The following is a 26,743-nucleotide window of genomic DNA, read 5'->3' on the forward strand; positions in this document are numbered from 1 at the left end:
AGGACTACTCCTCGCGGGAGCCTGCCAGCGGCCCGCTTGTGGGATTTTGAGACTTGCGCCGGGCCCGGCGCGTCGAGGACCATTCATCCAGCCGGACTTCGTCGCGGATACTGGCGAGCACGCCGACCAGGCGGTCGATTTCATTGGCGGCAAGTTTCGCATGCAGCGTAAGTCGCATCAATGCCCGATTCTTGGGTGTTGCCGGCGCACAGAATACCGCGCCGAAGATCCCGCGGCTCTGCAGCGCATCGCGCAGCACCTTGACCTGCGGCTCGGTTCCCGCCTCCAGGCCGATGATCTGCTCGGAGCCTTCGCTGATGTTGTAGCCCAGTTCGGCAATCGCAGCCCGGGTGTCGCGGGTGATGGCGTGCAGGCGCGCACGGCGCTCATCCGCCGTGGCGACGAAATCCGTCACGGCATCGAACCACGCAACCTCATGGCGCAGCAGCCCGGAACTGAAAATGGCCGGCCGGGACTCAACCGCGAAGAAGTCCTTGAAGTCGGTCGAACAGGCAACATAGCCGGCGCGGCCGGCAAACGCCTTGGCCAGCGAGGCCGTGCGGAAGTGTACGCGCTCGGACAGCCCGAGCGCGCGCACCAGGCCGCCGCCAGACGGCCCATGGGTGCCGAGCGAGTGCGACTCGTCCACCACCAGCACGCAGCCCGATGCCTCGGCCAGGGCGACATAGTCCTCCAGCGGCGCCACGCTGCCGGTGGTGCTGTAGACCGAGTCCACCATGATCACGCCCGGGCCGAAGCGCTCCAGCTGGCGGCGCACGTGCTCGCAATCGTTGTGGCGCACCGGCACGGCCTGCGCGCCCGCGGCGATGATGCCCTCCCAAAGGGAGGCATGCCCGTTCATGTCGATATAGACCGGAATGCCGGGGCCGGCAATGCACTGCACCAGGCCGACGTTGGCGGCCCAGCCGGACTGGGCGATCAGCCCGTCCTCGGCCTGCATCAGGTCTGCGATCTTGCGCTCGACCCGCCGCTGCGGGGTGTCGCCGTGCTGGAACACGGACGACATCAGCAACTCCGGCTCCTCATTGAGGAAGGCCCGCGCCTGCGCCTGTATCAGCGAGGATTCGCCGAGCAGGCAGAGATAGTCGTTGCTGCTCAGGTGCAGCGCATCGGGCCCGGGCGTGCGTCCGTGAAGCAGATGATCGCCGCCCCAGAGCTTGCCCATCCGCTCGTCGAAATGTTGTGCCATCCGCGCCGTGATCCATGGCGGCAGCGTGGGGGCTTTGGCGCGAGAGGCGTGGCGCATCGGGTGCGGAGGCTCGGCTTCGGAGAACATCGGCTTTCCTTCTACAGGTCGGGTAATCAGTGAGATCGGTGGCAAGGCTCTGCATGGCGGTTGCGGCAAAAGCTGCCGTTCGCGCGCGACGCGGCCGCACCCAGTCCTTCCGGCGAGGTGCCATTGCTGACAAGTCGGGGGAGTCCTGTTGACGTAGCGACCACTGTGCCAGCCTTGCTCAGCGATTGTGACCGGACTTCCCCCAATCCAACGTCCGTTTGGAGTGGGGGGTGCCGGGTTGAGACAGCCGCGTCGTGGCCGCACCTTCGCCGGCCGATAGGCCGATTTCTCACTGAAAAATGCTTTTTGCATCACTTTTGTGATGCTTGCGCTACCTACTGCGCCGGTCCTTGAAGCCCGGACCGGGCGTGGCTCGCGCTTTGGCGGGACCTTGTCAGGCCCGGGACTGCCGAATGCTCATCATCAGTTTTGGTGAAGAACGCCCTTTTTGCACGCCCTGTTTACAGGCAGGCGGCTGCGGCAGCGCGCCATAGCCAGGAGGCGGGGCAACATCGGACTTGGCACCAAGGGCGGGAGACAAGGGGACTGCCAGGTACGCAGGTTGCGGCCGGCGGCAATTGTCGCCAGCGTGACCCGGCTGGCGGCGTGTGGGGGAGGGGGGCTTCGGAGAGAGGGCGCTGCCCATGCGCTTCCAGGCTGGTGCCTTTGGCGCAGGGGTACAGGGCAGCAGCGTGCTGCGACGCTTGTGTCGGGGGGGCGCCTTACGCCTGGCCTGCCTCGTCGGTCAGCGCGGAAACGTCGACGATATACATCTGCCGCTCGGAGTCGTGGATCGAATCGATGCACACGTGCCGCCCGTCGCGGCTCCAGCGTGGGTGCAGGTCGCAGCGGTTTTCCTTCTTCAGGAACGGGCTGGTGTAGTAACTGCCCAGGTCATGGCGCACGCCCTGCGCCATGTCGAAGAGAAACAGCACGCGCTCGTTGGTGTGCGCGTCGGGATAGGTGTCGCTGAGCAGCCAGCGCTTGTTGGTGGGCGAGAAGGTCATGTGACCGTTCTCGGTCAGGATGCCGTCGCCGATGACTTCAACCTTGCCGCCGGGGCTGTCGTGGTAGAGGTGGTAGTGGATGCTGCCCGCGTGCGGCCCCCACACGATGATACTGCTATCGTCTTGCCAGAGCGGATGGGAGATCTGGTACTCGGACTTCTCATAGTCGAAGGTGCCGACCGCGTTCGGATCGAAATCTTCGGCAAGCTGCGGCAGCGGATGGTCGGAGCATTCGAGCAAGCGCATGTCGCTGCCGTCCGGATTGACCGTGATCAGCCGGTGCAGGAAGCAGGTTTCGTCCTCGACCCGTTCGGTCCAGCGGTGCAGCAGCAGCACGCGCGATGAGGACGGGTTAATTTCGATGTGGCTGACCCAGTGGATGGCCTTGTCCATCGAGGCGCGCGGATGGAAGTTGCGCAGGTCAGCGTAGCTCACGATCAGGCGCGTCTGCCCGGTGCGCAGGTCCATGTAGTGGATGCCGTCGTCGGCGGGCGCATTGTCCAGCGCGGGCTGGGTGCCGTGGTCGCTGTAGCCGATGGTCTGGTGCGTGACGTAGAGGCGGCGGTAGTCCGCGCACAGCGCGTAACGGCTGTCCGGCGCGACCACATAGACCGGCATCGGCAGCTGGCGCGCTTCGCCGGTGTCGAGGTTGAAGATGGTGGCGCCCAGGTGGGGATAGAAGGCCTTCGCGTCCCGGCTGCGGCAGTTGTAGACAAGCTGGCGCTGTGCTTCGCCATCCAGCCATTGCAGCTGCGAGCCCATCTGCCAGTTCCACGCGGTGGTTTCCCCCACGCGATGGAAGCGGTCGTTGTCCTGCAGGTCGAAGTAGCCGATCTCGGCAACCAGGCCGGGCGTCAGGTCGGCATCTGCCATCGGCACACGCTGCGCCAGCAGGTAGCGGCCGCTGCGGTCCCAGTTGGTCTTGTTGTAGTAGCCGAAGAAGTGATGATGCTCGCCCGCGCCGACGCGGCGGCAGGGCAGCGGCGTGGCAATGATGCGTTCCGTTGACATGAAGCGTGTGTGTCCGTGTTGAAGCTGAAGTCTGGAAAGTTCAATGGCTGGCCGCGCGTCCAGCCATGAAGGGGAGTGTCCGTGCGCGGATGGAAGCCGCTTATTCGGCGGTGATCTTGCCCTTCAGGATCACCTGGTCCCAGCGCACTTTCTCCGCGGCGACGAACTTCTGCGCGGCATCGCGCGTATTGGCCACCGGGGTCATGCCCTGCTCTTGCAGTCCCTGCCGGAACTCCGGCGTGGCCACGATCTGGCGGATATCGGCGTTGAGCTTGTCCGCGATCGCATCGGGCACCCTGGCGCCAACCGCAACCGTGGTCCAGGAAGTCGCCACGAACGACGGGTAGCCGGCTTCGCTGGCAGTAGGCACATCGGGCAGCGCGGCCGAGCGGGTCTTGCCGGTCACCGCCAGCGCCTTGAGCTTGCCGGAGCGGATATAGGCCAGCGTGGTGGGCGGATTCTCGAACATCATGTCGATCTGGCCGCCGAGAAGATCCGTCATGGCCGCTGAGCTGCCCTTGTATGGCACGTGCGTGATCGGCGCATTGGCGTTGAGGCGGAACAGCTCGCCCATCATGTGCACCGAGGACCCGACGCCGGCCGAGCCGAAGGTCCGCGTGTCTGGCTGCTGGCGCGCCAGGCTGGCCAGTTGCTGCAGGTTGTTCACCGCCAGCTTCGGGTTGACCACCACCACGTGCGGCATCTCCGCCAGCACCGTCACGACCTTGAGATCGGTGGCGGGGTTGTAGTTCAGCTTCTTGAAGGTGGCATAGGTGGCGTGCAGGCCCAGCGAGCCCAGCAGCAGCGTGTAGCCGTCGGGCGCCGCATCGACCACGGCCTTGCCCCCGATATGGCCGCCGGCGCCGGGCCGGTTCTCGACCACTACCGATTGCTTGTAGAGCTTGCCCAGCCGGTCGGCCAGCATGCGTGCCTGCAGGTCCGAGCTGCCCCCGGCGCTGAACGGCACGATGATCCGGATCGTGTGGTCCGGATAACCCGGCTGGGCGAGCGCGCTGCCGGTGCCGGCGATGGCCAGCACGGCCGCAACGATCCCGCCTTTCCAAACATTCCGGGGCGAATGCCGCTTCATCACTTTTCTCCTTGGGTTCTGGTCCTGCCGTCTGGAAGCGGCAATGCGAAGCGAGTGTAGAGGAGGGGTTGGCATTCTGAATAATTCTTTGTTCAATGCACCCTATGCAGATTTGATATACATTGCCCGACTCGCCCGTCCCTTGCCGATGCCATGTCCCGTCCCCTTAACTTCCGCCAGATCGAGGCGTTCCGCGCGGTCATGCTGACCGGAACCACGACCGCGGCCGCTGCCATGCTGCATACGACCCAGCCGTCGGTGAGCCGTTTGCTGGCCCAGATGCAGGCGGCGACTGAACTGAAGCTGTTCGATATCCAGAAGGGCCGGCTGCGGCCGACGCAGGAGGCGCGGCGCCTGTTCGACACGGTGCAGAACCACTTCCAGGGGCTGGCGCGGATCGAGCAGGACGTGGCGGTGCTGCGCAAGTCCGGCACCGGCGTGCTGCGTATCGGCTGCACGCCTTCGCTCGGGCTGGGGGTGATGCCCAAGGTGATCCGGCCGTTCACGGAGCGGCACCCGGACGTGCATATCAGCCTGCAAACGGTCGGCGGGCACCAGCTGCGTGAAGGGTTGCTGCATGGCCTGTACGACCTGGTGCTGACCACCAGCGAGATCGACCATCCGCACCTGGATGTCAACGTGGTGCATCAGTCGGGAGCGGTGTGCGTCATGCACCCGGAACACCCGCTGGCGGCGCGCGACACCCTTCGCGTGCGCGACTTGCGCGGGCAGTTCCTGATCCTGCTGAACGCAGACGATGCGCTGCACCTGGCGGTGCAGCGGCTCATGCAAAAAGCCGGCGTCGAGCCGTCGGCGACCATCGAGACCACTTACTCAGGCACGATTTGCACGATGGCGGCCGAAGGGGCGGGCATAGGGATCGTCAATCCCTATGTCGCGGCGGTATTCGGGCACGGCTTGCGGGTGGTGCCGCTCGCACCGCGCTGCCCGGTGGAGGTGCGCATGGCGTTCTCCGGGCATTCCGCGCCATCGGAGATCGCGGAGGAATTCGCGGCGCTGCTGGCGGCGCATTTTCGCGTGCGCTCGCCGCTGGCGGAGAAGGCGGGGCGGGGGCGGGGCTGAAGGCCCCGGGCAGTCGCTCAGTCCAGGGACACGCCGAGCTTGCGGATCAGTTCGCCCCAGCGCGTACGCCCCGCGGCGAGCCATTGCGTTGCCGCCGCGCCGTTGCTCGTCTGCGGCCGCACGCCCTGCGCCAGCAGCTTCTTCTGGAAATCCGCGTCCGCGAAGACGGTCTTGAGCTGCTGCTCCCAGCGTGCACGGATGGCCGCGGGCGTGCCTGAGGGCAGGAACATGACGAAGGCGAACTCGGCATCGAAGTTGGCGATGCCGGTCTCTGCCACCGTCGGCACGTCCGGGAGCAAGGGGTCGCGCTTGAGGCCGGACACCGCAAGCGCGACCAGCTTGCCGCCCTTGATGTATTGCACGGCGGTCGGCGTGGCCAGGAATCCTGCCGGTACCTGGCCCGCGAGCACGTCGCTCAGTGCTGGCGCATTGCCCTTGTAGGGGACATGGGTGCCCCGGATCTGCGTGCGCGCCTTCAGCATCTCGAACACGATATGGCCCGGCGATGCTACGCCAGCCGATGCATAGGACAGGTCTTTGTCCTTGCCGGCAGCCAGGAACTGCTTCAGGTCGCGGATTTTCAGGCCGGGATGCGTGACCAGCACCTGATTGAAGGTGCCGGCCAGGCCAACCGGCTCCAGGTCGCGGACCGGGTCGAACGACATCTTGCGATAGGCGAACGGGTTGACGGTGACCACGGTGTCAGTCGACATCAGCAACGTGTAGCCGTCCGGCGTCGCATGCGCGACGGCTTCGGCACCGATGTTGCCGCCGGCGCCGGAGCGGTTCTCCACCACGACCGGCTGCTTCAGGTCGCGCCCGGCACGCTCGGCAATGAGCCGTGCCACGGTGTCGAGCGGGCCACCTGCAGGAAAGTTGACGATCAGGCGGACCGGCTTGGCCGGGTAGGCATCCTGCGCGCAGGCGGGGACCGCGGCCGCCAGCATGGCTGCGGCGATCAGCATTCTGAAGGGACGGCGTGTCATGGGTTGTCTCCGTGGATATTGTTGTCATGGGGTGCTGCCGCTGGTGGTGCGGGCGGACCCGATTCAGGCAAGCGCGGTCGGATTGGGGCTGGCGTCGCTGTGCGAGATCATCGTGACCAGCAACTGGTGCAGCAGCGCCTGGCGCGTGCCTGCCAGCGCCGGCGCATCCCACAGGTTGTGCGATTCGGTTGGGTCGCTTTCAAGGTCGTAGAGTTCGCCCCACGGCGCGCCTTCGTACACACTGAGCCGATAGCGCGCGGTTTGCAGCGTCCGCATGCGCGTGCGCATCGGGAAGCCGAACATGGTGCGCTGGTTCTCTTCCTCGATCAGCAGGGCTTCCCGCGGCAATGCCTCGCCGGCGATGGCGGGCAGCAGCGACAGGCCTTGCATGCCGTTGTAGGGCGCGCAGCCCGCGCGCGCGAGGATCGACGGCGCGATATCGATGCTCGAGCACAGTGCCTGGCTGCGCGCGGCGCGGGCATCGGTGGCCGTGCGCGCTGCGGGTTCCGACCAGATCAGCGGCGTGCGGATCAGGCCCTGGTAGTGCAGCGGCCCTTTCCAGAGCAACTGGTGATCGCCGAAGAAGTCGCCATGGTCGCTGGTGAACAGGACCACAGTGTTGCGATCCAGGCCGAGCGCGGCCAGGTGCGTCATCACGCGGCCGATGGTGTCGTCGATATGCGCGATCGAGCCATAGTTCAGCGCCAGCGCTTCGCGGGCCTCGCGCGCCGTGCAGGCGAACATCGCCGGCGTATGCTTGACGGCGCGGCCGGCGTCGCGCTGCGCGTGCATCCAGCGCAGGTGCGGCGGCGCCAGCGCCGGATCGGCGTCGAACGAGGGCGGCAGGGCCATGTCCTCGGGCCGGTACATGTCCCAGAAGCGGCCGGGTGGCGTGAACGGGTGATGGGGATCCGGAAACGAACACTGGATCATGAAGGGGGCGTCCTCTTGCGCGTATTGCCCGAGCAGGTCAATGGTGCGATCGCCGATCCATGCCGTGGTCGACAGCGTTTCCGGTACGCGCGTGCGCCAGGCCTGCCGCGCTTCGGCCAACACATAGCCTGGTGTCGGGATGGCCTGCTCCTGGCCGCACGCGCGCGCTACCTCGGGATGGCGCTGCTCCAGCCAGCGCCGGTAATGCCCGCCGGCCGTGTCGCCATGGTCGGTCACCAGCTGCACGTCGGCAAAGCCGTAATACGGCAGTGACATGGCGAAGTCAGGATCGTCGCGCCAGGCCGGTCCCCATTCCTGGTCGAAGCGCCCGCTTTCAGGCCGGCGCGCTTCGCCCTCCGTGCGCGGATCGCCGGGACGTGGCCAGACTGGCGCAAGGCCGGTCATGTTCTGCAGATGCGATTTGCCGACCAGCCCCGTGCGATAGCCGGCATCGCGCAGCCGCTCGACAAACGTCGTCTGTGACAGCGGCAAGGGAATGCCATTGTGGCGCGCGCCATGGACCGACGGCATGCGCCCGGTCATCAGCGATGCGCGGTTCGGCATGCAGATCGGCGAGGCCACATAGCAGCGCTCTGCCACCCAGCCATGGCTGCCGAGCCGGTCGATATTGGGCGTCTGCACCACGGCGTTGCCATAGATGCCGAGATGGTCGGCGCGATGCTGGTCGGTGATGAACAGCAGGAAATTGGGGCGGGCGCTGGCGGGAATGCTGGACGGGGGCATGGCAATGGCGGCTTGCGGGGGATGGAAAAATTATTGCATCGTCCGCGATTCCATTGAAATGATTAATATGACCTCTGCTATAACCTGAAACTCATACCATGGATTGGACCCAACGGATGCGTATCCGCCAGCTGCATGTGCTGGTGGCGCTACATGAAACCCGCAATGTCAGCCGTACCGCTGCGCGCCTGAACATGACCCAGCCGGCCCTGTCCCGCTGGCTGGCCGAGCTGGAGAGTGAACTGGGGGTGGCACTGTTCGAGCGGCATTCGCGCGGCCTGGTGCCGACCCGCTTCTGCGAAGCGCTGGTGGTGCATGCCCGCACCATCCTCAATGAGATCGAACGCACCCAGGCCACCATTCGCGTGATGGCGGAAGGCGCGGCCGGGCAACTGGCGATCGGCGCGACGCCAACCGTATCGGTCGATCTGCTGCCGTCGGCGATCAGCCGGTTTCGCGAGCGCTTTCCCGATGCCCACCTGACGCTGGCAGAGGGCACCGTCGAAGAGATGCTGCCGGCCCTGCGCGAAGGGCGGCTGGACTTCGTCATGGGACGTACCGAAGTGCAGGGCATCGACGGCGCGCTGCGCTGCGACCTGCTATATCCGGAGACTATCCGCGTGATCGCCGGCCCCACGCATCCGCTCGCGCGCAAGCGCAAGGTCGGGTGGGCGGATACGCGCGCCTACACCTGGGTGGGGCCGCCCGTGACCAGCCAGATCCGGCGCGAGCTGGACTACGAACTGGCACTGGCCGGCGAACCCGCGCCATGCGTGCGGATCGAGAGCGCGACGTTGCTTGCCAACGTGTCGCTGCTGCAGCAGGGAGAGCTGCTGGCCGTGATGTCAGGCCGGATGGCAGCATTCTTCAGTCGCCTGGGGCAGGTGGCGATATTGCGGCTGCCATACCGGCGCGAGGGCATGGTCGGCGTGCTCCGGCGCCGGGACACCGAGCAGACGCCGCTGCGGCAGGCGTTCATGGACGCGCTGGCTGCCAGCGCGCACGGATAGTCAGATAGTCAGCAAGGACGCCATCCGGCTACCGCGCCGGTTGCCTCGCATCTGGCTCAGGCCCGCTCCCCTCCAGCGCCGCCCCCCGCGCCTCCATCGTCCTGCGCGCAATATTGAGCTGGTGGATCTGCGTCGTGCCCTCATACAGCCGGAACAGCCGCACATCGCGGTAGAAGCGCTCGGCCACGGTGCGTGCCATGTAGCCCCTGCCGCCAAATACCTGCACCGCGCGGTCGGCCACGCGGCCGGCCATCTCCGAGGCGAACAGCTTGCACATCGACGCCTCCATGGTCACGTCTTCGCCAGCGTCGCGCTTGCGCGCGGTGTCGAGCACCAGTGCGCGGGCGGCGTGCAGTTCCGTATTGCTGTCGGCAATCATCTGCTGCACCAGCTGGTAGTCCGCGATCGGCTTGCCGAACTGCCGGCGCTGCGCCGCGTAGCGGACCATCTCGTCGACCAGCCGGATGGCGGGCCCCACGCACAAGCCGGCCAGGTTGATGCGCTGCTTGTTGAGCGCCTTCATCGCCGTCTTGAAACCGACATTGGGTTTGCCGCCGACGATGGCGCTGGCCGGCACGCGGCAGTCCTTCAGGTAGACATCGCCCACCGGCGAGCCGTGCTGTCCCATCTTGCGTTCCGGTTCGCTGGTGCTGAGGCCGGGAGTGCCGCGTTCGATCAGGAAGGCGCTGATGCCATGCGCGCCGGGCGTATCGGGATCGGTGCGGGCGAACACGGTGAACAGGTCCGCGATCGGGGCATTGGTGATAAAGCACTTGCTGCCGTTCAGCACGTAGTGATCGCCGTCTTGCCTTGCGGTGGTTTGCAGCGATGTCGCATCGGAGCCGGCTTCCGGTTCGGTCAGCGCAAAGCAGCCGGTCACTTTGCCGGAGGCCAGTTGCGGCAGGTAGCGCTGCCGCTGCGCTTCGGTGCCGTCGGCCACCAGCGATTCGGAGGCGATGCCGGTGTTGCCGCCAAAGCGGGCACGGAACACGGTGGCGGCCTGCGAGACCTCGATGTTCACCAGCGCCAGTTCCTCGGTGGTCAGCCCTGCGCCACCGTACGCTTCAGGGATGCTGTGGCCGAACAGGCCGAGGCGGCGCATCTGCTCGACCACGGGCTCGGGGATGACATCGGTGCGGTCGATCTCCGCCTCTAGCGGGATGCAGGTTTCGAGCACGAAGCGGCGGATATCGGCAAGCAGCGCTTGCTGGCGGGCGGAGTCGCGGATCATGGGATGTTTCCGGTAGGTTGGATGAGCGTATGCGGCTACTGTGCCGTGATGCCGGCGGTCTTCAGCACGCCGGTCCATTTCCTGGTTTCCGTGTCCAGGAAGCGGTCGAATGCGGCGGTGGATTGCGGTGCCAGGTCCATGCCGAGTTCGGCCAGGCGGCGTGCCGTGGTGGGGTCCGATGTGGCCTGCGCGGCGGCCTCGGCCAGCTTGCGCGCCACCGCGTCCGGCGTGCCCTGCGGCGCGACCAGGCCGAACCACCCGCCCACTTCATAGCCGGGCAGGCGCGCGGCTTCGGCCACGGTGGGCACGTCGGGCATCACGGCCGAGCGCTTTGCCGAAGTCACCGCCAGCGCGCGCAGCTTGCCGCTTTGCACCTGCTGGCGGGCAATGGCCGAGGTCAGCGCCATCATCGAGACGCGCGCGCCCAGCAGGTCGCTCATGGCCTCGGGCTGGCCCTTGTAGGGCACGTGGGTGAGCTTCACTTGCGTCATCTGCGCCAGCAGTTCCGCCGACAGATGGTTCGAGGTGCCGACGCCCGCGCTGGCGTAGGTCAGCGTGCCGGGCTTGCTGCGCGCGGCATCGAGCAGTTCAGGCAGCGTGCGCAGCGGCGACGAAGCCGGCACCACGATCACGTTGGGTACGGCACCAATGCCCGCCACCGCGCGGAAGTCCTTGCCGCTCTTGCCCTGGATCGACGGGTTCAGCAGCGGCCCGACCACATAGCTGGGGCTGACCGCCAGCAGCGTATAGCCGTCGGCGGGCGACCTGGCGACGAAGTCCGCGCCGATGGCGCCGCCGGCGCCGGTCTTGTTCTCGACGATGACGGGCTGCTTCAGCACCCGCGCCATGTTATCCGCGGTGATGCGGGTGACGGAGTCGACCACGCCGCCCGCCGAGAACGGCACGATGATCCGTATCGGGCGGTCCGGGAAGCGCGCCGCATTGTCAGGGGCGGCCGGCAATGGCAGCGGCATCAGCGCGGCGCAGGCCAGCATGCCGGCAGCGAGCTGGCGCAACGGTTGGATGGCATCCATCTTGTCTCCTTGGGTTGCCTGCGCCGGGGGATTTCCCGCGGCGCGTTTTCATGCGGGCCTCTGGCGGGCCGCTTGTCATTGCCGGCGACATCGCCGGCGGACTGCATTGCTGCGTCCTGTCGGCTAGCGCGCGCAGCTCAGTTCGATCTGCCGCACCGCCTCGCGCAGCCTTGGCGCCACCTCGCGCTCCAGCATGTTGTCGCGGTTGCGCGATGCGGCGATGGTGCAGTTCAGCGCAAACGGGTCTTCGTGCAGCGACTGGCGCACGGGTGCCGCGATCGCGTGGATCTCTGGCCGCCACTCGCCGCGGCTCAGGCAGTAACCGTGCGCGCGGAAGTGCTTCTGGTCGTCCGCCCACATCTGGCGCTCGACGTTGAAGCGCTCCGGATCGTCCACGCGCAGCCGGTTCAGCAGTGCCGTGCGCTCGTCGGCGCTGCAGGCCAGCAAGACCGCGCGGCCGATCGCGCTGGCCAGCAGCGGCCGGGTGCTGCCGATGTCCGGCTGGTAGAGGTTGCCGGGATCCAGCCGGCAACTGTCCACGTACACTACCGACAGCCGCTCGCGCATGCCCAGGTTCACCGTGCAGCCGGTTTCACGCGCAATCGCCTCCATATACGGCCGCGCCACCTGGCGGATCGCCAGCCCGGCCAGCATCGGGTAGGCCAGCGCCAGCACGCCGGCGCCCAGCCGGTACTTCTGGTTGCCGGGCACGCGGCTCAGGAAGCCGAGCAGCCCCAGCGTGTAGGTCAGCCGCGACACCGTCGCCTTGGGCAGCCCCGTGCGCGCCACGATGTCCTGGTTGCCCAGCACCGGGCTGGACGGCGTGAAGGCACGCAGCACCTCCAGCCCGCGCGCCAGGTTGGTGGCGAACTGGCGGTCAGTGGCCAGTGCATCTTCGCTGGCCAGGCCTGGCAGGGGCAGGTGTTCCGGGTTGCGGTCCATGCTGTGCGGTGGTTGCTTGGGTTCCATGCTGGGATCCGGAGATGGGGGCGTCAATGTTGTAGCACGACCGTTCCGCACAGCGAAACCGTGCTTGCATCCGGGCCAGCCGCCTGCCACCTTGCAGCAGACGCCAATGCCGCCGGAGGCCCGCCATGCAAGACCAGGACACACACGCTGTATCGCCAGACGCACACTGCACGGGCCCGCTGGGCGGACTGCGCATCCTCGACATGGCCACCGTGGTGGCCGGCCCGTTTTCCGCCACGCTGTGTGCCGACATGGGCGCCGATGTGGTCAAGCTGGAGTTGCCCGACGGCAGCGATCCGCTGCGCGGGCTGGAGCCGGTTACCGAGGACCACGCCCTGTACTGGAAGGTGACCAATCGCGGCAAGCGCGGCATCTCGCTCGACGTGCGCACGCCGCGCGGCCGCGAGATCTTCCTGCGCTTGCTGCCCCAGTTCGATGTGCTGGTCGAGAACTTCCGCACCGGCACGCTGGCGCGCTGGGGGCTGGATCTCGACACCCTGCATGCGGCTAACCCGAAGCTGATCGTGCTGCGGCTGACCGGCTTCGGCCAGACCGGGCCCGATGCGGCGCGGCCGGGCTTTGCCCGCATCTTTGAAGCCAGGAGCGGCTTCACCAACCTGGCGGGCACCGCGCAGAGCGGGCCGATGCATATGAACTACCCGGTGGGAGACATGATTGCCGGGCTGTTCGGCGCCTTTGCGATTGCCACTGCGGTGGCAGAGCAGCACGCCAGGCCCGGCCAGCGCGGCCGCGAGATCGACCTGGCCGCCACCGAGGCGTTGTTCCGCCTGCTGGATCCGCTGGCCATCGAATATGAACAGTTGGGGCATGTGCGCCAGCGCGCCGGCAACCGCACCACCTACGCGGCGCCGTCCAACATGTACCGCACCGCGGACGAGATCTGGGTCACGGTAGTGGCCTCCTCCGACGCCACCTTCCGCCGGCTCGCCGAGGCCATGGACGCGCCGCAACTGGCGCAGGCGCCGGAATACGCCACCAACGCCGGGCGCGTGCGCAATATCGAAGCGCTGGACGGCAGCATTGCGGAGTGGTTTGCCGCGCAGCCCTATGCCGCCGTGGCGGCGCGGCTGGTGCAGTGCCAGGTGCCGTTCAGCAAGGTATTCAGCATCGCCGACATCGTCGACGATCCGCAGATGGCGGCGCGCCAGGCCATCGTCCGGCTGCCCGATCCGGATCTGGGCTCGGTGCCGGCGCCATGCGTGGTGCCGCGCTTCTCGGGCTATGCGCCGCCGTCACCGCGTACCGGGCCGGATGTGGGCGAACACAATGCCGAGGTCTATGGGCGGCTTGGCATCGGGTATGAGGAGCTGGCCCGGCTGCGGGCGGAGGGTGTGGTCTGACACACCGGGCGCGAAGGTTCACTCCCCAGTCATCAGCGCCGAGAAATCCCCCACGATCTGCCGCAACAGCCGTGCCGCCGGCGGCGACAACACCCGGCCCTGGCGCGACACGGTCTGGATTTCCCCCTGGTAAAGCAGGGGGTTTTTCATTGGCAGCGACACCACGGGCGCCTCGTTAAGCTGGTTCCACAAGGCCAGGCGCGTACACAGGACATAGCCAAGCCCCGCCGCCGCGAAATGCCCCAGCGCATTGAATGACGAGGTGGTCAGCAGCGACTGCAGGCGCACGCCCTCGCTGATCTCTGCGGCCTCGATGTGCTGGCGCACGCCGAAGGTCCGGTGCAGGGTGGCGCCGGGGTAGGGCAGCAGGTCCTGCAGGTCCAGCGGCCGGCCCAGCTGCGCCAGCGGGTGCGAGGCCAGCACCTGGGTCTGGATCGGCATCGGATGGGCGTGGTGGCAGCGCAGCCGCGCGTCCCTGGGCGGCTGGAACACCAGTCCGATATGGGCGCTGCCATCGACAATGCGCTGCACGATCTCGTCGGTGCTGCCCACCGACAGGTCCACCGTGATGCCCGGGTGGGCCAGCATGAAGGTGCGCAGGCTATGGCGCATCAGCCATTCCACGAAACCTTCGCCCGCCACGATGTCGATATGGCCGCGCGCCACCTTCTGGATGCTGTCGAGTTCGGCCAGCAACTGCTGCTTCTGGTTGTTCTGGTTGCGGACATAGGCGGCCAGCAGATCGCCCGCCTCGGTGGCAACCACGCCGCGGCCATGCCGCTCCAGCTGGCGCGTGCCGCAGTCTTTCTCCAGCACGGCGATGGCCCGGCTGACGGCTGAGGGGTCCATGTCGAGGACTTCGGCGGCGCCGCGGACCGAGCCGCTGTCGAGCACCTGCATGAAGTAGCGCACGCGCCGCGTGTCCAGTTTGTCGTCCATCGAAAGCACGTGTCACTCCGCTTGAGCGTTGCATTGAATGCAACAAGTTTCCCATATCACGATCATTGATGAAACGCTCAGGCGCCGGAATACTAGCCTGATCCTTCTCGGTAAGCGGTCAAGATCGAACCGGAATGCCGAAGAGAGCACGTTTGTGCGACATAAGCAGCCTTCCCGCGGAGACACCCGATGACCAACCCCATTGCCCAGCCGGCGCTTGCGTCCGCTTCCCCGATTGCCGCCGTCACCGGCAGTGGCAAGGTACGACTGGCCGTTGTCACGCTGGCCGTGGTGGCGATTGCCGAAACCATTGGCGCGGTGCAGTTCAAGCTGGGACCCGGCAAGGTCGTGCTGATGCCGATGCTGTGGGCGCTGCTGATGGCCGCGGCGTGGGGCATCGCGGCCCGGAACGTGCCGCGCGCGGTGCGCATCGACGCGCCGCTGCAATCGCTTGCCACCGGGCTGCTCAATGCCGGGCTGCTGCTGTTCGTGGTGAAGCTCGGCCTGACCGTGGGCGGCGCGCTGCCGCAGCTCAAGGACGCGGGCTGGGCGCTGCTGTTCCAGGAGTTCGGGCACGCGCTCGGGACGCTGGCGCTGGGCCTGCCGCTGGCCTTGCTGCTCGGCATCAAGCGCGAGGCCGTCGGCGCGACCTTCTCGGTTGGGCGCGAGGGCAATATCGTCATCATCGGCGAGAAATACGGCATGGCGTCGCCGGAAGGCCGCGGCGTGCTGGCCGAGTACATCACCGGCACCGTGCTGGGCGCGCTCTTCATCGCGGTGCTGTCGGGGTTTGTCAGCAGCCTGGGCATCTTCGATCCGCGTTCGCTGGCCATGGGTGCCGGCGTGGGCTCGGGCAGCCTGATGGCGGCGGCCGTCGGCGCCATCGTCGCGCAGCACCCCGGGCAGGCTTCCGAGATCATGGCGATTGCCGCGGCGTCGAACCTGCTGACCTCGGTGGCCGGCTTCTATTTCACGCTGTTCCTGTCGCTGCCGCTGTGCTCATGGCTGTACGGCAAGCTGGAGCCGGTACTGGGCCGCTTCTCGCGCCGTGACGCCATGCGCGAGGTGCAGGACGTCAAGCTCGATGGCGCGCTGGCGCATGGCACCTCGGCGCGGGATGCCGCGCTGGGCTGGTTCGTGGTCGGCGCCGGCGTGCTGATCGGCAACAAGTTGTCATACAACGTGCCGCTGTCGGTATCGCTCAAGGGCATCCTGGTGGCCATTGCCATCGTGGCGGCCTGCGACCTGCTCAAGCGCGTGTTCCCGCGCGTGCCGCTGCTGCTGACGATGTCGGTGGTGGTCACGCTGATCGGCGTGCCGGGGATGTTCCCGTTCTCCGACGCCGTCATCGCCATGACGGAAAAACTCAATTTCATGACCTTCACCACGCCGGTGCTGGCGCTGGCGGGCTTCTCGGTGGCCAAGGACCTGCCGGTGTTCCGGTTGCTCGGCTGGCGCATCGTGGTGGTTTCGCTGACGGCCACGGCCGGTACCTTCCTCGGCGCCACGCTGATTGCCGAGTTCTTCCACTGAACCCCACCCGTAGCAGGGATTACCCATGTACCGCGACCCCGACATTGCCGACGACATCCGCCAGGACATGCTGGCCTGGCGCCGCGACATCCACGCTGTTCCAGAAACCGCATTCGAAGAACACCGCACTGCCGGCATCGTGGCGCAGGCGCTGGGCCTGATGGAGATTGAGGTGCAGCGGGGGCTGGCGACGACGGGCGTGGTCGGCACCCTGCGCAACGGCGACGGCCCCAGCATCGCGCTGCGCGCGGACCTGGATGCGCTGAACATGCAGGAGCTGGGCAAGGCCGCCCACGCTTCCACCTGCGCGGGCAAGATGCACGCGTGCGGCCACGACGGCCATACCGCCATGCTGCTGGGCGCGGCCGCGCACCTGTCGCGCCACCGCGATGCCTTCCGCGGCACGGTGCATTTCGTGTTCCAGCCCGCCGAGGAGAATGAAGGCGGCGGCCGCGTGATGGTGGAAGAGGGCCTGTTCGACCAGTTCCCGGCCGATGCCGTCTATGGCATGCACAACTTCCCCCAGTTGCCGCGCGGCAAGTTCGCCATCCGCGCCGGCACCATGACCGCGTTCCTCGACAACTTCGAGATCGTCATCACCGGCAAGGGCGCACATGGCGCCCAGCCGCACCACGGCATCGATTCCGTGGTCGTGTCCGCGCACCTGGTCACCGCGCTGCAGACCATTGCCAGCCGCCGCACCGATCCCACCGATGCGGTCGTGGTCAGCATCACGCAGATCCACGGCGGCGATACCTGGAACGTGCTGCCTGAGTCGGTGGTGCTGCGCGGCACCATCCGCACGCTGAACCCCGCGGTGCGCGACCGCATGCAAACCGCGATGCGGCAGATCTGCGAGGGCGTGGGCACGACCCACGGCGCGCGGATCGCGATTGACTACCGCCCCGGCTACCCCGGCGTGGTCAACACCCCCGCCGAGACCGACGCTGCCATTGCCGCCGCCGCCCAACTGGTGGGCGCCGACAACGTGAAGACCGATATCAAGCCGGCAATGGGATCGGAGGACTTCGCCTTCATGCTGGAAAAGCGCCCCGGCGCCTATATCGGCATCGGCGCGGGTGAAAGCGCGGAGGACCCGCCGCTGCATAATCCCTACTACGACTTCAATGACAGGATCCTGCCGCTGGGCGCGGCGTATTGGGTGGCGCTGGTCGCGCAGCAATTGCCGGCCAGATGACCCGCGCCCGTCAAGGCATGCGGGCCGCTTGCGCGAACACATTCAGGAACCCCAGCGCGGGTTGCGCGCTGGCTTGCGCTTGGATGCTGGCAGCAAGCACCGGCGCCGGCAGCCAGGGATAGGGCAGTGCCGCCTGCAAGGCCGCCAACGTGACCGCGCCGGGATCGGCGATCGTGTCCATCCGTTCGATATGGATATGCAGGCTGGCGATACGGTACGTGCCGTCATCGCCGGCGGCAAAGCCCCAGCGGTAATCGCCCTTGCCGACGCGCAAGGCGCTGGCCGCGGTTTCCCGCATCACCACCAGCCAGGGGATCGTCATGGCGTTGCCGTCCAGCGCCGCCGCAACGTCGCCGAGGTAGTAGGTCCGGCAGCGGTCGAACGTCTTCGCAAACTCGCTGACCAGCGTCGCGGCAATGGCATCCGCGCCTTCGGCCTTGGGCGGGAAGCTGATGGAGTCGGTATCGATCGAGAAGGTCAGCGACGCATCCGGAGCGAAGGCTTCGTGGATCAGCGCCGGACGATTGTTGTCTTTGGCCTCGACGTATTGGGCCAGCCGGGCTTTGGCGGTGGCGAGCGGGATTGTGTTCATGCTGGACTCAGGCGTTTGGATTAAGGGAGGGGCGGGTGTTGCGGGGAGTTTGATAGAATTTGGCACAAAGCTTGCATCAAAAGCTAAGTGGACATTCCGCCGATGGCAACGACTTCTGCAAACAAGAACCTGACCGTTACGCATCCGGCGTGCCTGGTCGACGGCTCGGACCGTGAATTCCGGCACCTGGTGAATGGCCTGCTGCCGTTTGCCGCGCGCCTGCTGTCCGTGCGCGACGGCTTTGGCAGCCTGATCGGCCTGACGGGGGTCCAGTATTCGCTGATCCGCTCGATCCTGCACCTGTCGCAGCAAGGCGAGGTGACGGTCAACCAGCTCGCCGACCATCTGCACCTGAGCGGCCCGTTCATCACCATCGAGACCGGCAAGCTCAAGAAGCTGGGGCTGATCGACAAGAAGGCCCATCCCGAAGACAAGCGCAAGATGCGTCTGACCATCACCGCCGCCGGGACCCGTCTGCTCAATGAACTGCTGCCGGTGCAGCAGCAGATCAACGACGTATTGTTCGACGGCGTTTCCCGCACCGAATTCAAGGTGCTGTGCTCGGTGGTCGACCGGCTGGTCGCCAACGGCGATCGCGCCGCGCTGGATCTCGAACATCTGCAGGCGCGCCGGCAGAAGGGCTAGTGCGCGGCCCACTGCACCGTGCCGACATCGATGCCCTGCTGGTGCATCTCCCATAGCGGGCTCAGTTCACGCAGGCGGGTAACGGTCTCGCTGACCTGCCGGATGACCTCGTCCACCTCTGCCGCGGTGGTGTATCGCCCAAGCGTAAAGCGGATCGAGCTATGTGCCAGCTCGTCGCTGCGGCCCAGCGCCCGCAGCACGAACGAGGGCTCCAGTGAAGCCGAGGTGCAGGCCGAGCCTGACGACACCGCCACGTCCTTGATGCCCATGATCAGGGACTCGCCTTCGACATAGTTGAAGCTGATGTTCAGGTTGTGCGGGATACGGTGCGCCAGGCTGCCGTTGACGTAGACCTCGTCCAGCCGCGACAGCCCCGCCAGCAACCGGTCGCGCAACGCGCCCACGCGGCGCGCTTCCTCCGCAAGTTCGAGCTTTGCCAGCCTGAAGGCCTCGCCCATGCCCACGATCTGGTGCGTTGGCAGGGTGCCTGAGCGCATGCCGCGCTCATGCCCGCCGCCGTGGATCTGCGCCTCGATGCGGATGCGCGGCTTGCGCCGCACGTAGAGCGCGCCGATGCCTTTCGGGCCATAGACCTTGTGCGCCGTCACGGTGAGCAGGTCGATCTTCAGGGTATCCAGGTCGATGGCGATCTTGCCGGCGGCCTGCACCGCATCGCAATGGAACACCACCCCCGCCGCGCGGCATAGCTCGCCGATCTGCGCGACTGGCTGGATCACGCCGATCTCATTGTTGACCATCATCACCGAAACCAGGATGGTGTCCGGCCGCATGGCCGCTCGCAGCGCGTCAAGGTCGACCAGGCCGTCGGTGCCGACGTCGAGATAGGTCACCTCAAAGCCCTGCCGTTCCAGCTCGCGGCAGGTATCGAGCACGGCCTTGTGCTCGGTTTTGACGGTGATGATGTGGTTGCCCTTGCCGCGATAGAAATGCGCCGCGCCCTTGATCGCCAGGTTGTTGCCCTCGGTCGCGCCGGAGGTCCAGATGATCTCGCGCGGGTCCGCATTCAGCAGCGCCGCCACATGCGCGCGCGCGGCCTCGACTGCCTCTTCCGCCTGCCAGCCGTAGTAATGGCTGCGCGATGCGGGGTTGCCGAACTGCTGGTGCAGGTAGGGAACCATCTTCTCGACGACCCGGGTGTCGACCGGTGTCGTCGCGCTGTAGTCCATGTAGATCGGAAGGGTCTTCGGCTCGGATTGCATAGCGCTCATTCCTGGAGGCGGATGGGGACGACCGTGGGCAAAGCGTACCCGCTGGTCAAGGAAAGTGGGGCCGAGTCTAGCACCGGGTAGCGGCCGTTCGCGGCAGCGCCATGCTGCCGGTAGGGTTGCTTGACGCGCGGACAGCTGCAATTCCGGTTGCATGGCGCCACCTGTTCGCTAACCGGAAAGCCTTGTCCAGAAAGGGTTTCCGAACTTCATTGAGTCGCCTCGGAGGGCTGTCCGGCTCCGCCTTCTAGGGTTTCCACCAACTTGAATAGCGTTGTTTTTTAGCATTCAATAAAACCTAAATTACAAAGGTAAATAAACAAAGTAACCGGTTTGGTGAGAACACTTGCGTAGGAGTCGTGATGGCTGAGTCATCTGTTGGTCAGGGCGTCAAAGCGGACGCCGAAGCGGACGCAGAAGCGCACCGCCGCTTCAGGAATGCGTTGGCGATGTTTGCAACAGGCGTTGCCGTGATTACCGCGCCGCGCGAAGAAGGGCTGCCGGTCGGCATCACGGTGGCGTCGTTCAACTCGGTATCGCTGGACCCGCCGCTGGTGCTGTTCTCGGTGGACCGCCGCTGCCTGAGCCTGGGCGACCTGCGCAGCGCGCGGCGCTATGCCGTCAACGTGCTGGCCGAGGCGCAGCAGGATATCTCGAACCGCTTCGCCAGGGCCAATTCCGGCAAGTGGGAAGGCATCGGTTTCAGCAAGCGCAACGAGGACAGCCACGTGCTGCTGCCGGACGCGCTGGCCACCTTCGAGTGCGAGCCCTATGCCATGCACGACGGCGGCGACCACGTGATCTTTATCGGGCGGGTGGTCCGTCACCAGGCCCGCCAGGACGGCCGGCCCCTCATCTTCTTTGGCGGCAAGTACCGGGCACTGGAAGACAGCCCGGCCGCCGCCTGAATCCACAAGAACAGACAGTCAGCACAGGAGAACGACATGATCAAGACCGGTAACCAGCACATCGCCATGCTGCGCGATGGCCGCGAGGTGTACCTGGACGGCAAGCGGGTGACGGATGTCACCAGCCACCCGGCCTTCCGCAACTCGATCCGCAGCTACGCCAACCTCTACGACTTCCAGGCGCAGCCGGGCAATATCGACAAGATGACCTTCCAGCCGGCGGGCACCGACCGGCGCGTCAGCCGGATCTGGGAGCTGCCGGCCAGCTACAACGAACTGGTCGAACGCCGCCAGATGCTGGAAGCCTGGACCGAACTGCACTACGGCTTCATGGGCCGCTCGCCCGACCACGTGGCTTCTTGCATCTCGGGCATGTACATGGGCATCGATGTCTTCGAGCAGGCCGATCCGGCACGTGCCGGCGCGCTGCGCGACTACTACCGCTATGCCCGCGACAACGACCTGTTCCTCACCTATGTGATCGTCAACCCGCAGGCCAACCAGTCCAAGTCCGCGCACGAGCAGGAAGACAAGTACCTGGCGGTGGGCATCGTCGACCAGGACGCGGAGGGCATCACCGTGCGCGGCGCCAAGATGCTGGCGACCAGCGGCATCATGGCCAATGAGGTCTTCTGCAGCTGCATCCAGCCGCTGCGCGAGGGCGACGAGATGTATGCGCTGTCCTTCGCAGTGCCGATGAACACCAAGGGCCTGAAGGTGATGTCGCGCAAGTCGTATGAAGCCAATGCCACCTCGGTGTTCGACAACCCGCTGGCCAGCCGCTTTGACGAGAACGACGCGGTGCTCTATTTCGACGACGTCAAGGTGCCGTGGGAGCGCATCTTCGTCGCGGGCGACGTGGGCTTGTGCGCCAGGCAATTCCACGCCACGCCGGCGCACGTCTACCAGAACTACCAGTGCCAGGTGCGGCTGATGGTGAAGCTGCGTTTCCTGGTAGGCCTGGCGCACCGCATCACCGAGATCAACGGCACCAACAGCTTCCCGCAGGTCAGGGAAATGCTGGGCCAGCTCGCCGCCGAAGCAGGCATGGTCGAGGCCTGGGTCTACGGCATGGAGGCCAAGGGCCAGGTCGGCAAGCATGGCTACTTCGTGCCGGACCGCAGCATGCTGTACGGCTCGCAGGTGGTGACCCAGCAGCTCTACGGCAAGGTGCTGGCCACGCTGCGCGAGCTGGCCGGCGGCGGCATGATCATGCTGCCGTCGAGCATCGAGGATTTCGCCAATCCGTCGCTCGCCGGGATCATCGCCAAGACGCAGAAGTCGCCGGTGTGCAGCCCGGAAGAGCGCGTCAAGTTCTTCAAGCTCGCCTGGGACGCGGTCGGCTCCGAGTTTGCGTCGCGCCACAACCAGTACGAGATGTTCTATGCCGGCGCCACCTTTGTCACCAAGGGGCATGCCTATCGCACCTACGACTGGCAGAACGCATCCGGCCTGGTCGACAACATGCTCGGCAGCTATTCCCTTGAAAGCGAACTGGCCAAGCTGCCGCAGGCCGCCTGACGTTCCGCACCTTTCCCAATTCCCGCATCGAACACGGAGATCGACATGGCAATCACCAAACTTCACGACGAGTTCCACACCCTGGACCTGGAGTCCGGCTGGGAGGTCCCCCACGGCTATCCGTCGGGCATCCAGCAGAAGATCCTGGCCGGCTCGCTGGACGAGAACGGCCGCAGCGGCAGCCGTACGCGCCTGCTGCGCTTCCAGCCCGGCGTGTTCACCACCTCGCCCTTCGTGCATGAGTACTGGGAAGAGGTCTATCTGCTCAGCGGCGACCTGACCGTCGGCAACGACGCCAATGGCAAGGGCGGCGAAGCCTTCGTCCCCAACACCTACGCCTGCCGCCCGCCCGGCGCCTTCCACGGCCCGTTCAAGTCCGACGGCGGCTGCATGCTGCTGGAGATCCACTACTACGACCCGGCCTGATCATGGAAGCGACCATCGCAACCGCGCAGCGCCAGCTTGCCGCGGGCAGTGCCAACGCGCTGTCCCTGCTGGCGTCATGCGTCGAACGTATCTGCAATCCAGGCGGCGAGGGCGCGCGCGTATTCCCGCATGGCGTGAGCATGGCGGCGCGCAAGCAGGCCCAGGCCAGCGACATGCTGCGCGAGCAGGGCGTGGCCGGCCCGCTGGCGGGCGTGCCGGTGTCGGTCAAGGACCTGTTCGACGTGCAGGGCGACGTGACCCGCGCCGGCGCACGTGTGCTGCCGGAGCGTGCGGCCAGTGCCGACGCGCCGGTCATCGCGCGCTTGCGTGCGGCGGGGGCGGTGTTTGTCGGGCGTACCAATATGACCGAGTTCGCCTACTCGGGCGTCGGCATCAATCCGCACTACGGCACGCCACGCAATCCCTACGACCGGCAGACGGGTCGCATTCCCGGTGGCTCGTCGTCGGGGGCCGCGGTGTCGGTGACCGACGGCATGGCCCTGGCCGCGATCGGCTCCGACACCGGCGGCTCGTGCCGGATCCCGGCCGCGTTGTGCGGCATCGCCGGCTTCAAGCCCACGGCGCGGCGCGTGCCGCTGCAGGGCACGGTGCCGTTGTCGCCCAGCTGTGACTCGGTGGGCTGCCTGGCCAACACCGTGGCGTGCTGCGCCGCCGTTGATGCCGTGATGGCGGGCGAGGCGCCGCCCGCGGGGCCGGCGCCGCTGGCAGGGCTGCGCCTGGCGGTGCCCACCGGCCTGGTACTGGAAGGCATGTCGGACGAGGTGGCCGAGGTCTTCAGCCGCACGCTGCGCCGGCTCTCCGCGGCGGGCGCGCTGCTGCAGGACGTGAGCTTCGACAGCTGGGACCAGCTGGCCGGCATCGGCGCGAACGGCGGCCTGGTCGCCGCGGAAGCCAGTGCCTGGCACGGCAGCCTGCTGGCTGAGCAGGCCGATCGCTATGACCCGCGCGTGCTGTCGCGCATCCGGCTGGCTGACGGGCAGCGTGCCGCCGACTACCTGCGCATGCTGCAGCGCCGGGGCGAGCTGTGCCGGCAGGCCGATGCCGAGCTGGCGGGATTCGATGCCGTGGTCCTGCCCACCGTGCCGGTCGTGGCGCCGCGCATCGCGGACCTGGACGACGACGAAGCCTTCTTCAGCACCAACCGGCTGCTGCTGCGCAACCCGGCCATCGCCAACATGCTCGACCTGTGCGCGCTGTCGGTCCCATGCCATCGCCTGGGCGACGCGCCGGTGGGCCTGATGCTGTTCGGGCGCCACCTGTCCGACCGCAGGCTGCTGGCCATCGGCATGGGCATCGAGGCGGCATTGCGGCACGAGCGGGGCTGAGCCCCCGCAGCAGTACAGAAGTACCCATAACTACAGTGGAGACAACAATGCCTGATATCCGTACCGGCGCCGCCGTACTGGCCTGCGCCATCCTGTTTGCGGCGACTGCTTCTGCAGCCGACCCGGCCCCCATCAGCGACGGCGTGGTCAAGATCGGTGTGCTGACCGACATGTCGTCGATCTTTTCCGATATCGGCGGCAAGGGCTCCGTGGTGGCCGCGCAGATGGCCGTGGACGATTTCGGCGGCAAGGTGCTGGGCGCCCCCATCCAGGTGGTCAGCGCCGACCACCAGAACAAGACCGACGTCGCCGCCACGCTGGCGCGCGGCTGGTTCGACAACCAGAAGGTCGACGTGATCCAGGACGCCCTGCCGTCCTCGGTCGCGCTGGCCGTGTCCAACCTGGGCAAGCTCAAGCACAAGATCGTCATCGCCAGCGGTGCCGGCACCACGCGCCTGAGCAATGAAGACTGCTCGCCCTACACCATCCAGTACTCGTACGACACCTACGCCTTTGCCGCCAACACGGTCAAGGCGCTGGCCCGGCGCGGCGACAACAGCTGGTACTTCCTGACGGTCGACTACGCCCTGGGCGCGTCGCTGGAGAAGGACGGCACCGAGGCGCTGTCCAGTGTCGGCGGTACCCTGAAGGGCAAGGCCAGGCATCCGATCAACTCCGCCGACCTGTCGTCCTACCTGCTGCAGGGACAGTCCTCGGGTGCGAAGGTGATCGGTTTGGCCAACGCTGGCGCCGACACGGTCAATGCGATCAAGACCGCCGCGGATTTCGGCATCAACACCGCGGGCAGGCAGAAGCTGGCCGGGCTGCACATGTTTATCAGCGATATCCACAGCCTGGGGCTGCAAGCCGCGCAGGGCATGACGCTGACCACATCGTTCTACTGGGATCGCGACGACGCCACGCGCGCGTGGTCGCAACGCTTCTTCGACAAGACCGGACGCATGCCGACCCTGGTGCATGCCGGTGTGTATTCGTCGACCACGCACTACCTGAAGGCGATCCAGGCCGCGCGCACCGATGACAGCGATGCCGTGCTGGCGCGCATGCGCGAGACCCCGGTCAATGACTTCTTCGCGAAGAACGGCACGATCCGCGCCGATGGCCTGATGGTGCACGACATGTACCTGGTCGAAGTAAAGCGGCCGCAGGAGTCGAAGCGGCCGTGGGACTACTACAAGATCAAGAGCGTGATTCCCGCGAGCGAAGCGTTCCGCCCGCTCAGCGCAAGCACCTGCCCGCTGGTCAGGAAGTAAGCCCATATCCCTCACCGAGGCCGGCATTCCAGCCGGCGCTCCACCCCATTGCAGAGAGGCAACCGATCATGAAGACCCTCACCTTTGAACTCGTCAGCCGCCAGGGCAAGTCGCAACGCACCGTCACCATCCACCAGCTCATCGTGGCGGGCTGGACCGGCCGCGACGTCGAAGCCATGGAAGCCCACATCCGGGAACTGGAAGAACTGGGCGTGAAGCGCCCGCCCTATACCCCGGTGTTCTATCGCGTGGCTGCGCAACGCCTGGGGCCGGCCCCGGAGATCCAGGTCAGCGGCGAGGCCAGCAGCGGCGAAGCCGAGTTCCTGCTGGTCCGGGACGGCGATGACATCCTGGTGGGCATTGCCTCGGACCATACCGACCGCGAAGCCGAGACCTACGGCATCACCGTGTCCAAGCAGATGTGCGAGAAGCCCTGTGCGTCGGCCTTGTGGCTCCTTTCTGAGGTGGAAGGCCACTGGGACCAGCTGGTGCTGCGCTCCTACGCCACCATCGACGGCGAGCGCGTGCTGTACCAGGAAGGCCCGGTGACCGCCATGCGCTCCCCGGCGGACCTGCTGCAGCGCTTCAGCGGCCATGGCGGCGACTTTGGCGAAGGCTCGGCGATGCTGTGCGGCACGCTGCCCGCGATCGGCGGCATCCGCCCGGCCGAGCGCTTCGAAATCGAGCTGGAAGATCCGGTGCTGGGGCGCACGCTGCGCCACGCGTACGCGGTCGCTGCGCTGCCCGTGGCGGGCTGAGCATGCCGCGCCATCCCAACCGACAAGGCAGCGCCACGGAGTCAAGGCCATGCACCAAGACCTGATACTAGAGACCCGCAACCTCGGCAAGGCCTTCCGCGGCTTTACCGCGGTGAGCGACGTCAACCTGCAGGTGCGCCGCGGGTCGATCCATGCGTTGATCGGGCCCAACGGCGCGGGCAAGACGACTTGCTTCAACCTGCTCACCAAATTCCTGGAGCCGACTACCGGCACAATCCTTTTCAACGGCATCGACATCACCCGTGAAAAGCCCGCGCAGATCGCGCGGCGCGGCGTGATCCGTTCGTTCCAGATCTCGGCGGTATTCCCGCACCTGACGGTGATGGAGAACGTGCGCATCGGGCTGCAGCGCCAGCTCGGCACGGCGTACCAGTTCTGGCGCAGCGAGCGCTCGCTGGACGTGCTCAATGACCGCGCCATGGAACTGCTCGAACAGGTCGGCCTGACCGAGTTCGCGCAGACGCTGACGGTGAACCTGCCATACGGCCGCAAGCGCGCGCTGGAGATCGCCACCACGCTGGCGATGGAGCCCGAGCTGATGCTGCTCGACGAGCCCACGCAGGGCATGGGCCACGAAGACGTGGACCGCGTCACGCAGCT

24 protein-coding genes are annotated in these 26,743 nt (G+C 66.7%); 13 read left to right on the top strand and 11 right to left on the bottom strand.

Features of this window, described 5'->3' with window-relative positions:
- Positions 1-4 precede the first annotated feature (4 nt).
- From cqsA to AC3WLF_RS13495, 3 genes are all read right to left on the bottom strand, one after another.
- Entirely contained in the window at positions 5-1,297 is a 1,293-nt protein-coding gene (gene cqsA / locus AC3WLF_RS13485) for an alpha-hydroxyketone-type quorum-sensing autoinducer synthase (protein WP_492358363.1), read from the bottom strand.
- A 722-nt stretch (positions 1,298-2,019) separates the two neighbouring features.
- The gene (locus AC3WLF_RS13490) at positions 2,020-3,315 is read right to left on the bottom strand and encodes a hypothetical protein (protein WP_492358364.1); all 1,296 of its coding nucleotides are present in this window, start codon (positions 3,313-3,315) and stop codon (positions 2,020-2,022) included.
- A gap of 100 nt (positions 3,316-3,415) precedes the next feature.
- The gene (locus AC3WLF_RS13495) at positions 3,416-4,405 is read right to left on the bottom strand and encodes a Bug family tripartite tricarboxylate transporter substrate binding protein (RefSeq protein WP_492351519.1); all 990 of its coding nucleotides are present in this window, start codon (positions 4,403-4,405) and stop codon (positions 3,416-3,418) included.
- 153 nt (positions 4,406-4,558) lie between these two features.
- Between AC3WLF_RS13495 and AC3WLF_RS13500 the strand changes: the two genes are divergently transcribed.
- Positions 4,559-5,488: a LysR substrate-binding domain-containing protein gene (locus tag AC3WLF_RS13500; RefSeq protein ID WP_492317976.1), complete on the top strand. Its 930-nt coding sequence runs from the start codon at positions 4,559-4,561 to the stop codon at positions 5,486-5,488.
- Positions 5,489-5,505: 17 nt separating this feature from the next.
- Here AC3WLF_RS13500 and AC3WLF_RS13505 read toward each other — a convergent pair whose 3' ends face one another.
- A complete protein-coding gene (locus AC3WLF_RS13505; RefSeq protein WP_492358365.1) occupies positions 5,506-6,474 on the bottom strand; it encodes a Bug family tripartite tricarboxylate transporter substrate binding protein in 969 nt (322 codons plus the stop codon).
- Between the two features lie 63 nt (positions 6,475-6,537).
- Positions 6,538-8,151 carry a sulfatase family protein gene (locus tag AC3WLF_RS13510; RefSeq protein ID WP_492358366.1) on the bottom strand — a complete coding sequence of 538 codons (1,614 nt, stop codon included), beginning with the start codon at positions 8,149-8,151 and terminating at the stop codon, positions 6,538-6,540.
- Between the two features lie 98 nt (positions 8,152-8,249).
- Here AC3WLF_RS13510 and AC3WLF_RS13515 point away from each other — a divergent pair, with 98 nt between their 5' ends.
- On the top strand, positions 8,250-9,161 hold the full coding sequence (locus AC3WLF_RS13515; protein WP_492317973.1) for a LysR family transcriptional regulator: 912 nt from the start codon (positions 8,250-8,252) through the stop codon (positions 9,159-9,161).
- Positions 9,162-9,189: 28 nt separating this feature from the next.
- Here AC3WLF_RS13515 and AC3WLF_RS13520 read toward each other — a convergent pair whose 3' ends face one another.
- The 3 genes from AC3WLF_RS13520 to AC3WLF_RS13530 all read right to left on the bottom strand — a co-directional run bounded on the left by AC3WLF_RS13520 (position 9,190) and on the right by AC3WLF_RS13530 (position 12,395).
- Entirely contained in the window at positions 9,190-10,392 is a 1,203-nt protein-coding gene (locus AC3WLF_RS13520) for an acyl-CoA dehydrogenase family protein (RefSeq protein ID WP_492358367.1), read from the bottom strand.
- Between the two features lie 35 nt (positions 10,393-10,427).
- Positions 10,428-11,426: a Bug family tripartite tricarboxylate transporter substrate binding protein gene (locus AC3WLF_RS13525; RefSeq protein WP_492358368.1), complete on the bottom strand. Its 999-nt coding sequence runs from the start codon at positions 11,424-11,426 to the stop codon at positions 10,428-10,430.
- Between the two features lie 123 nt (positions 11,427-11,549).
- Positions 11,550-12,395 (bottom strand): IclR family transcriptional regulator, encoded by an 846-nt coding sequence (locus AC3WLF_RS13530; protein ID WP_013952140.1) that lies wholly within the window; start codon positions 12,393-12,395, stop codon positions 11,550-11,552.
- Positions 12,396-12,520: 125 nt separating this feature from the next.
- On the opposite strand from AC3WLF_RS13530, the gene AC3WLF_RS13535 reads away from it, so the two are divergent.
- Positions 12,521-13,756, top strand: a complete 1,236-nt coding sequence (locus AC3WLF_RS13535; RefSeq protein ID WP_492358369.1) for a CaiB/BaiF CoA transferase family protein — start codon at positions 12,521-12,523, stop codon at positions 13,754-13,756.
- Positions 13,757-13,774: 18 nt separating this feature from the next.
- Here AC3WLF_RS13535 and AC3WLF_RS13540 read toward each other — a convergent pair whose 3' ends face one another.
- The gene (locus AC3WLF_RS13540) at positions 13,775-14,695 is read right to left on the bottom strand and encodes a LysR family transcriptional regulator (RefSeq protein ID WP_492358370.1); all 921 of its coding nucleotides are present in this window, start codon (positions 14,693-14,695) and stop codon (positions 13,775-13,777) included.
- 189 nt (positions 14,696-14,884) lie between these two features.
- On the opposite strand from AC3WLF_RS13540, the gene AC3WLF_RS13545 reads away from it, so the two are divergent.
- Positions 14,885-16,228, top strand: a complete 1,344-nt coding sequence (locus AC3WLF_RS13545) for a DUF3100 domain-containing protein (protein WP_492317960.1) — start codon at positions 14,885-14,887, stop codon at positions 16,226-16,228.
- A 25-nt stretch (positions 16,229-16,253) separates the two neighbouring features.
- Positions 16,254-17,426 (top strand): M20 aminoacylase family protein, encoded by a 1,173-nt coding sequence (locus AC3WLF_RS13550; protein ID WP_492317959.1) that lies wholly within the window; start codon positions 16,254-16,256, stop codon positions 17,424-17,426.
- Between the two features lie 10 nt (positions 17,427-17,436).
- Here AC3WLF_RS13550 and AC3WLF_RS13555 read toward each other — a convergent pair whose 3' ends face one another.
- Positions 17,437-18,018 carry a hypothetical protein gene (locus tag AC3WLF_RS13555; protein ID WP_492351528.1) on the bottom strand — a complete coding sequence of 194 codons (582 nt, stop codon included), beginning with the start codon at positions 18,016-18,018 and terminating at the stop codon, positions 17,437-17,439.
- A gap of 102 nt (positions 18,019-18,120) precedes the next feature.
- Between AC3WLF_RS13555 and AC3WLF_RS13560 the strand changes: the two genes are divergently transcribed.
- The gene (locus AC3WLF_RS13560; RefSeq protein WP_492317957.1) at positions 18,121-18,663 is read left to right on the top strand and encodes a MarR family winged helix-turn-helix transcriptional regulator; all 543 of its coding nucleotides are present in this window, start codon (positions 18,121-18,123) and stop codon (positions 18,661-18,663) included.
- On the opposite strand, the gene AC3WLF_RS13565 is transcribed toward AC3WLF_RS13560, so the two are convergent.
- Positions 18,660-19,883 carry an IscS subfamily cysteine desulfurase gene (locus AC3WLF_RS13565; protein ID WP_492358371.1) on the bottom strand — a complete coding sequence of 408 codons (1,224 nt, stop codon included), beginning with the start codon at positions 19,881-19,883 and terminating at the stop codon, positions 18,660-18,662. The genes AC3WLF_RS13560 and AC3WLF_RS13565 overlap by 4 nt on opposite strands.
- Positions 19,884-20,251: 368 nt before the next feature.
- On the opposite strand from AC3WLF_RS13565, the gene AC3WLF_RS13570 reads away from it, so the two are divergent.
- From AC3WLF_RS13570 to AC3WLF_RS13600, 7 genes are all read left to right on the top strand, one after another.
- On the top strand, positions 20,252-20,797 hold the full coding sequence (locus tag AC3WLF_RS13570; RefSeq protein WP_013952145.1) for a flavin reductase family protein: 546 nt from the start codon (positions 20,252-20,254) through the stop codon (positions 20,795-20,797).
- 36 nt (positions 20,798-20,833) lie between these two features.
- On the top strand, positions 20,834-22,318 hold the full coding sequence (locus AC3WLF_RS13575) for a 4-hydroxyphenylacetate 3-hydroxylase family protein (RefSeq protein WP_010812511.1): 1,485 nt from the start codon (positions 20,834-20,836) through the stop codon (positions 22,316-22,318).
- Between the two features lie 45 nt (positions 22,319-22,363).
- Complete coding sequence (locus AC3WLF_RS13580) at positions 22,364-22,744, top strand: cupin domain-containing protein (protein ID WP_492317955.1); 381 nt, start codon at positions 22,364-22,366, stop codon at positions 22,742-22,744.
- Positions 22,745-22,746: 2 nt separating this feature from the next.
- Positions 22,747-24,090, top strand: a complete 1,344-nt coding sequence (locus AC3WLF_RS13585) for an amidase (RefSeq protein ID WP_492351530.1) — start codon at positions 22,747-22,749, stop codon at positions 24,088-24,090.
- Positions 24,091-24,137: 47 nt separating this feature from the next.
- A complete protein-coding gene (locus AC3WLF_RS13590; protein ID WP_492317953.1) occupies positions 24,138-25,364 on the top strand; it encodes an ABC transporter substrate-binding protein in 1,227 nt (408 codons plus the stop codon).
- Positions 25,365-25,432: 68 nt separating this feature from the next.
- Entirely contained in the window at positions 25,433-26,122 is a 690-nt protein-coding gene (locus AC3WLF_RS13595) for a DUF2848 domain-containing protein (RefSeq protein ID WP_492317952.1), read from the top strand.
- 49 nt (positions 26,123-26,171) lie between these two features.
- A partial coding sequence (locus tag AC3WLF_RS13600; RefSeq protein ID WP_492358372.1) for an ABC transporter ATP-binding protein occupies positions 26,172-26,743 on the top strand: 572 nt, incomplete at its 3' end.

It is taken from the genome of Cupriavidus sp. FW306-01-F10A, assembly GCF_058782785.1.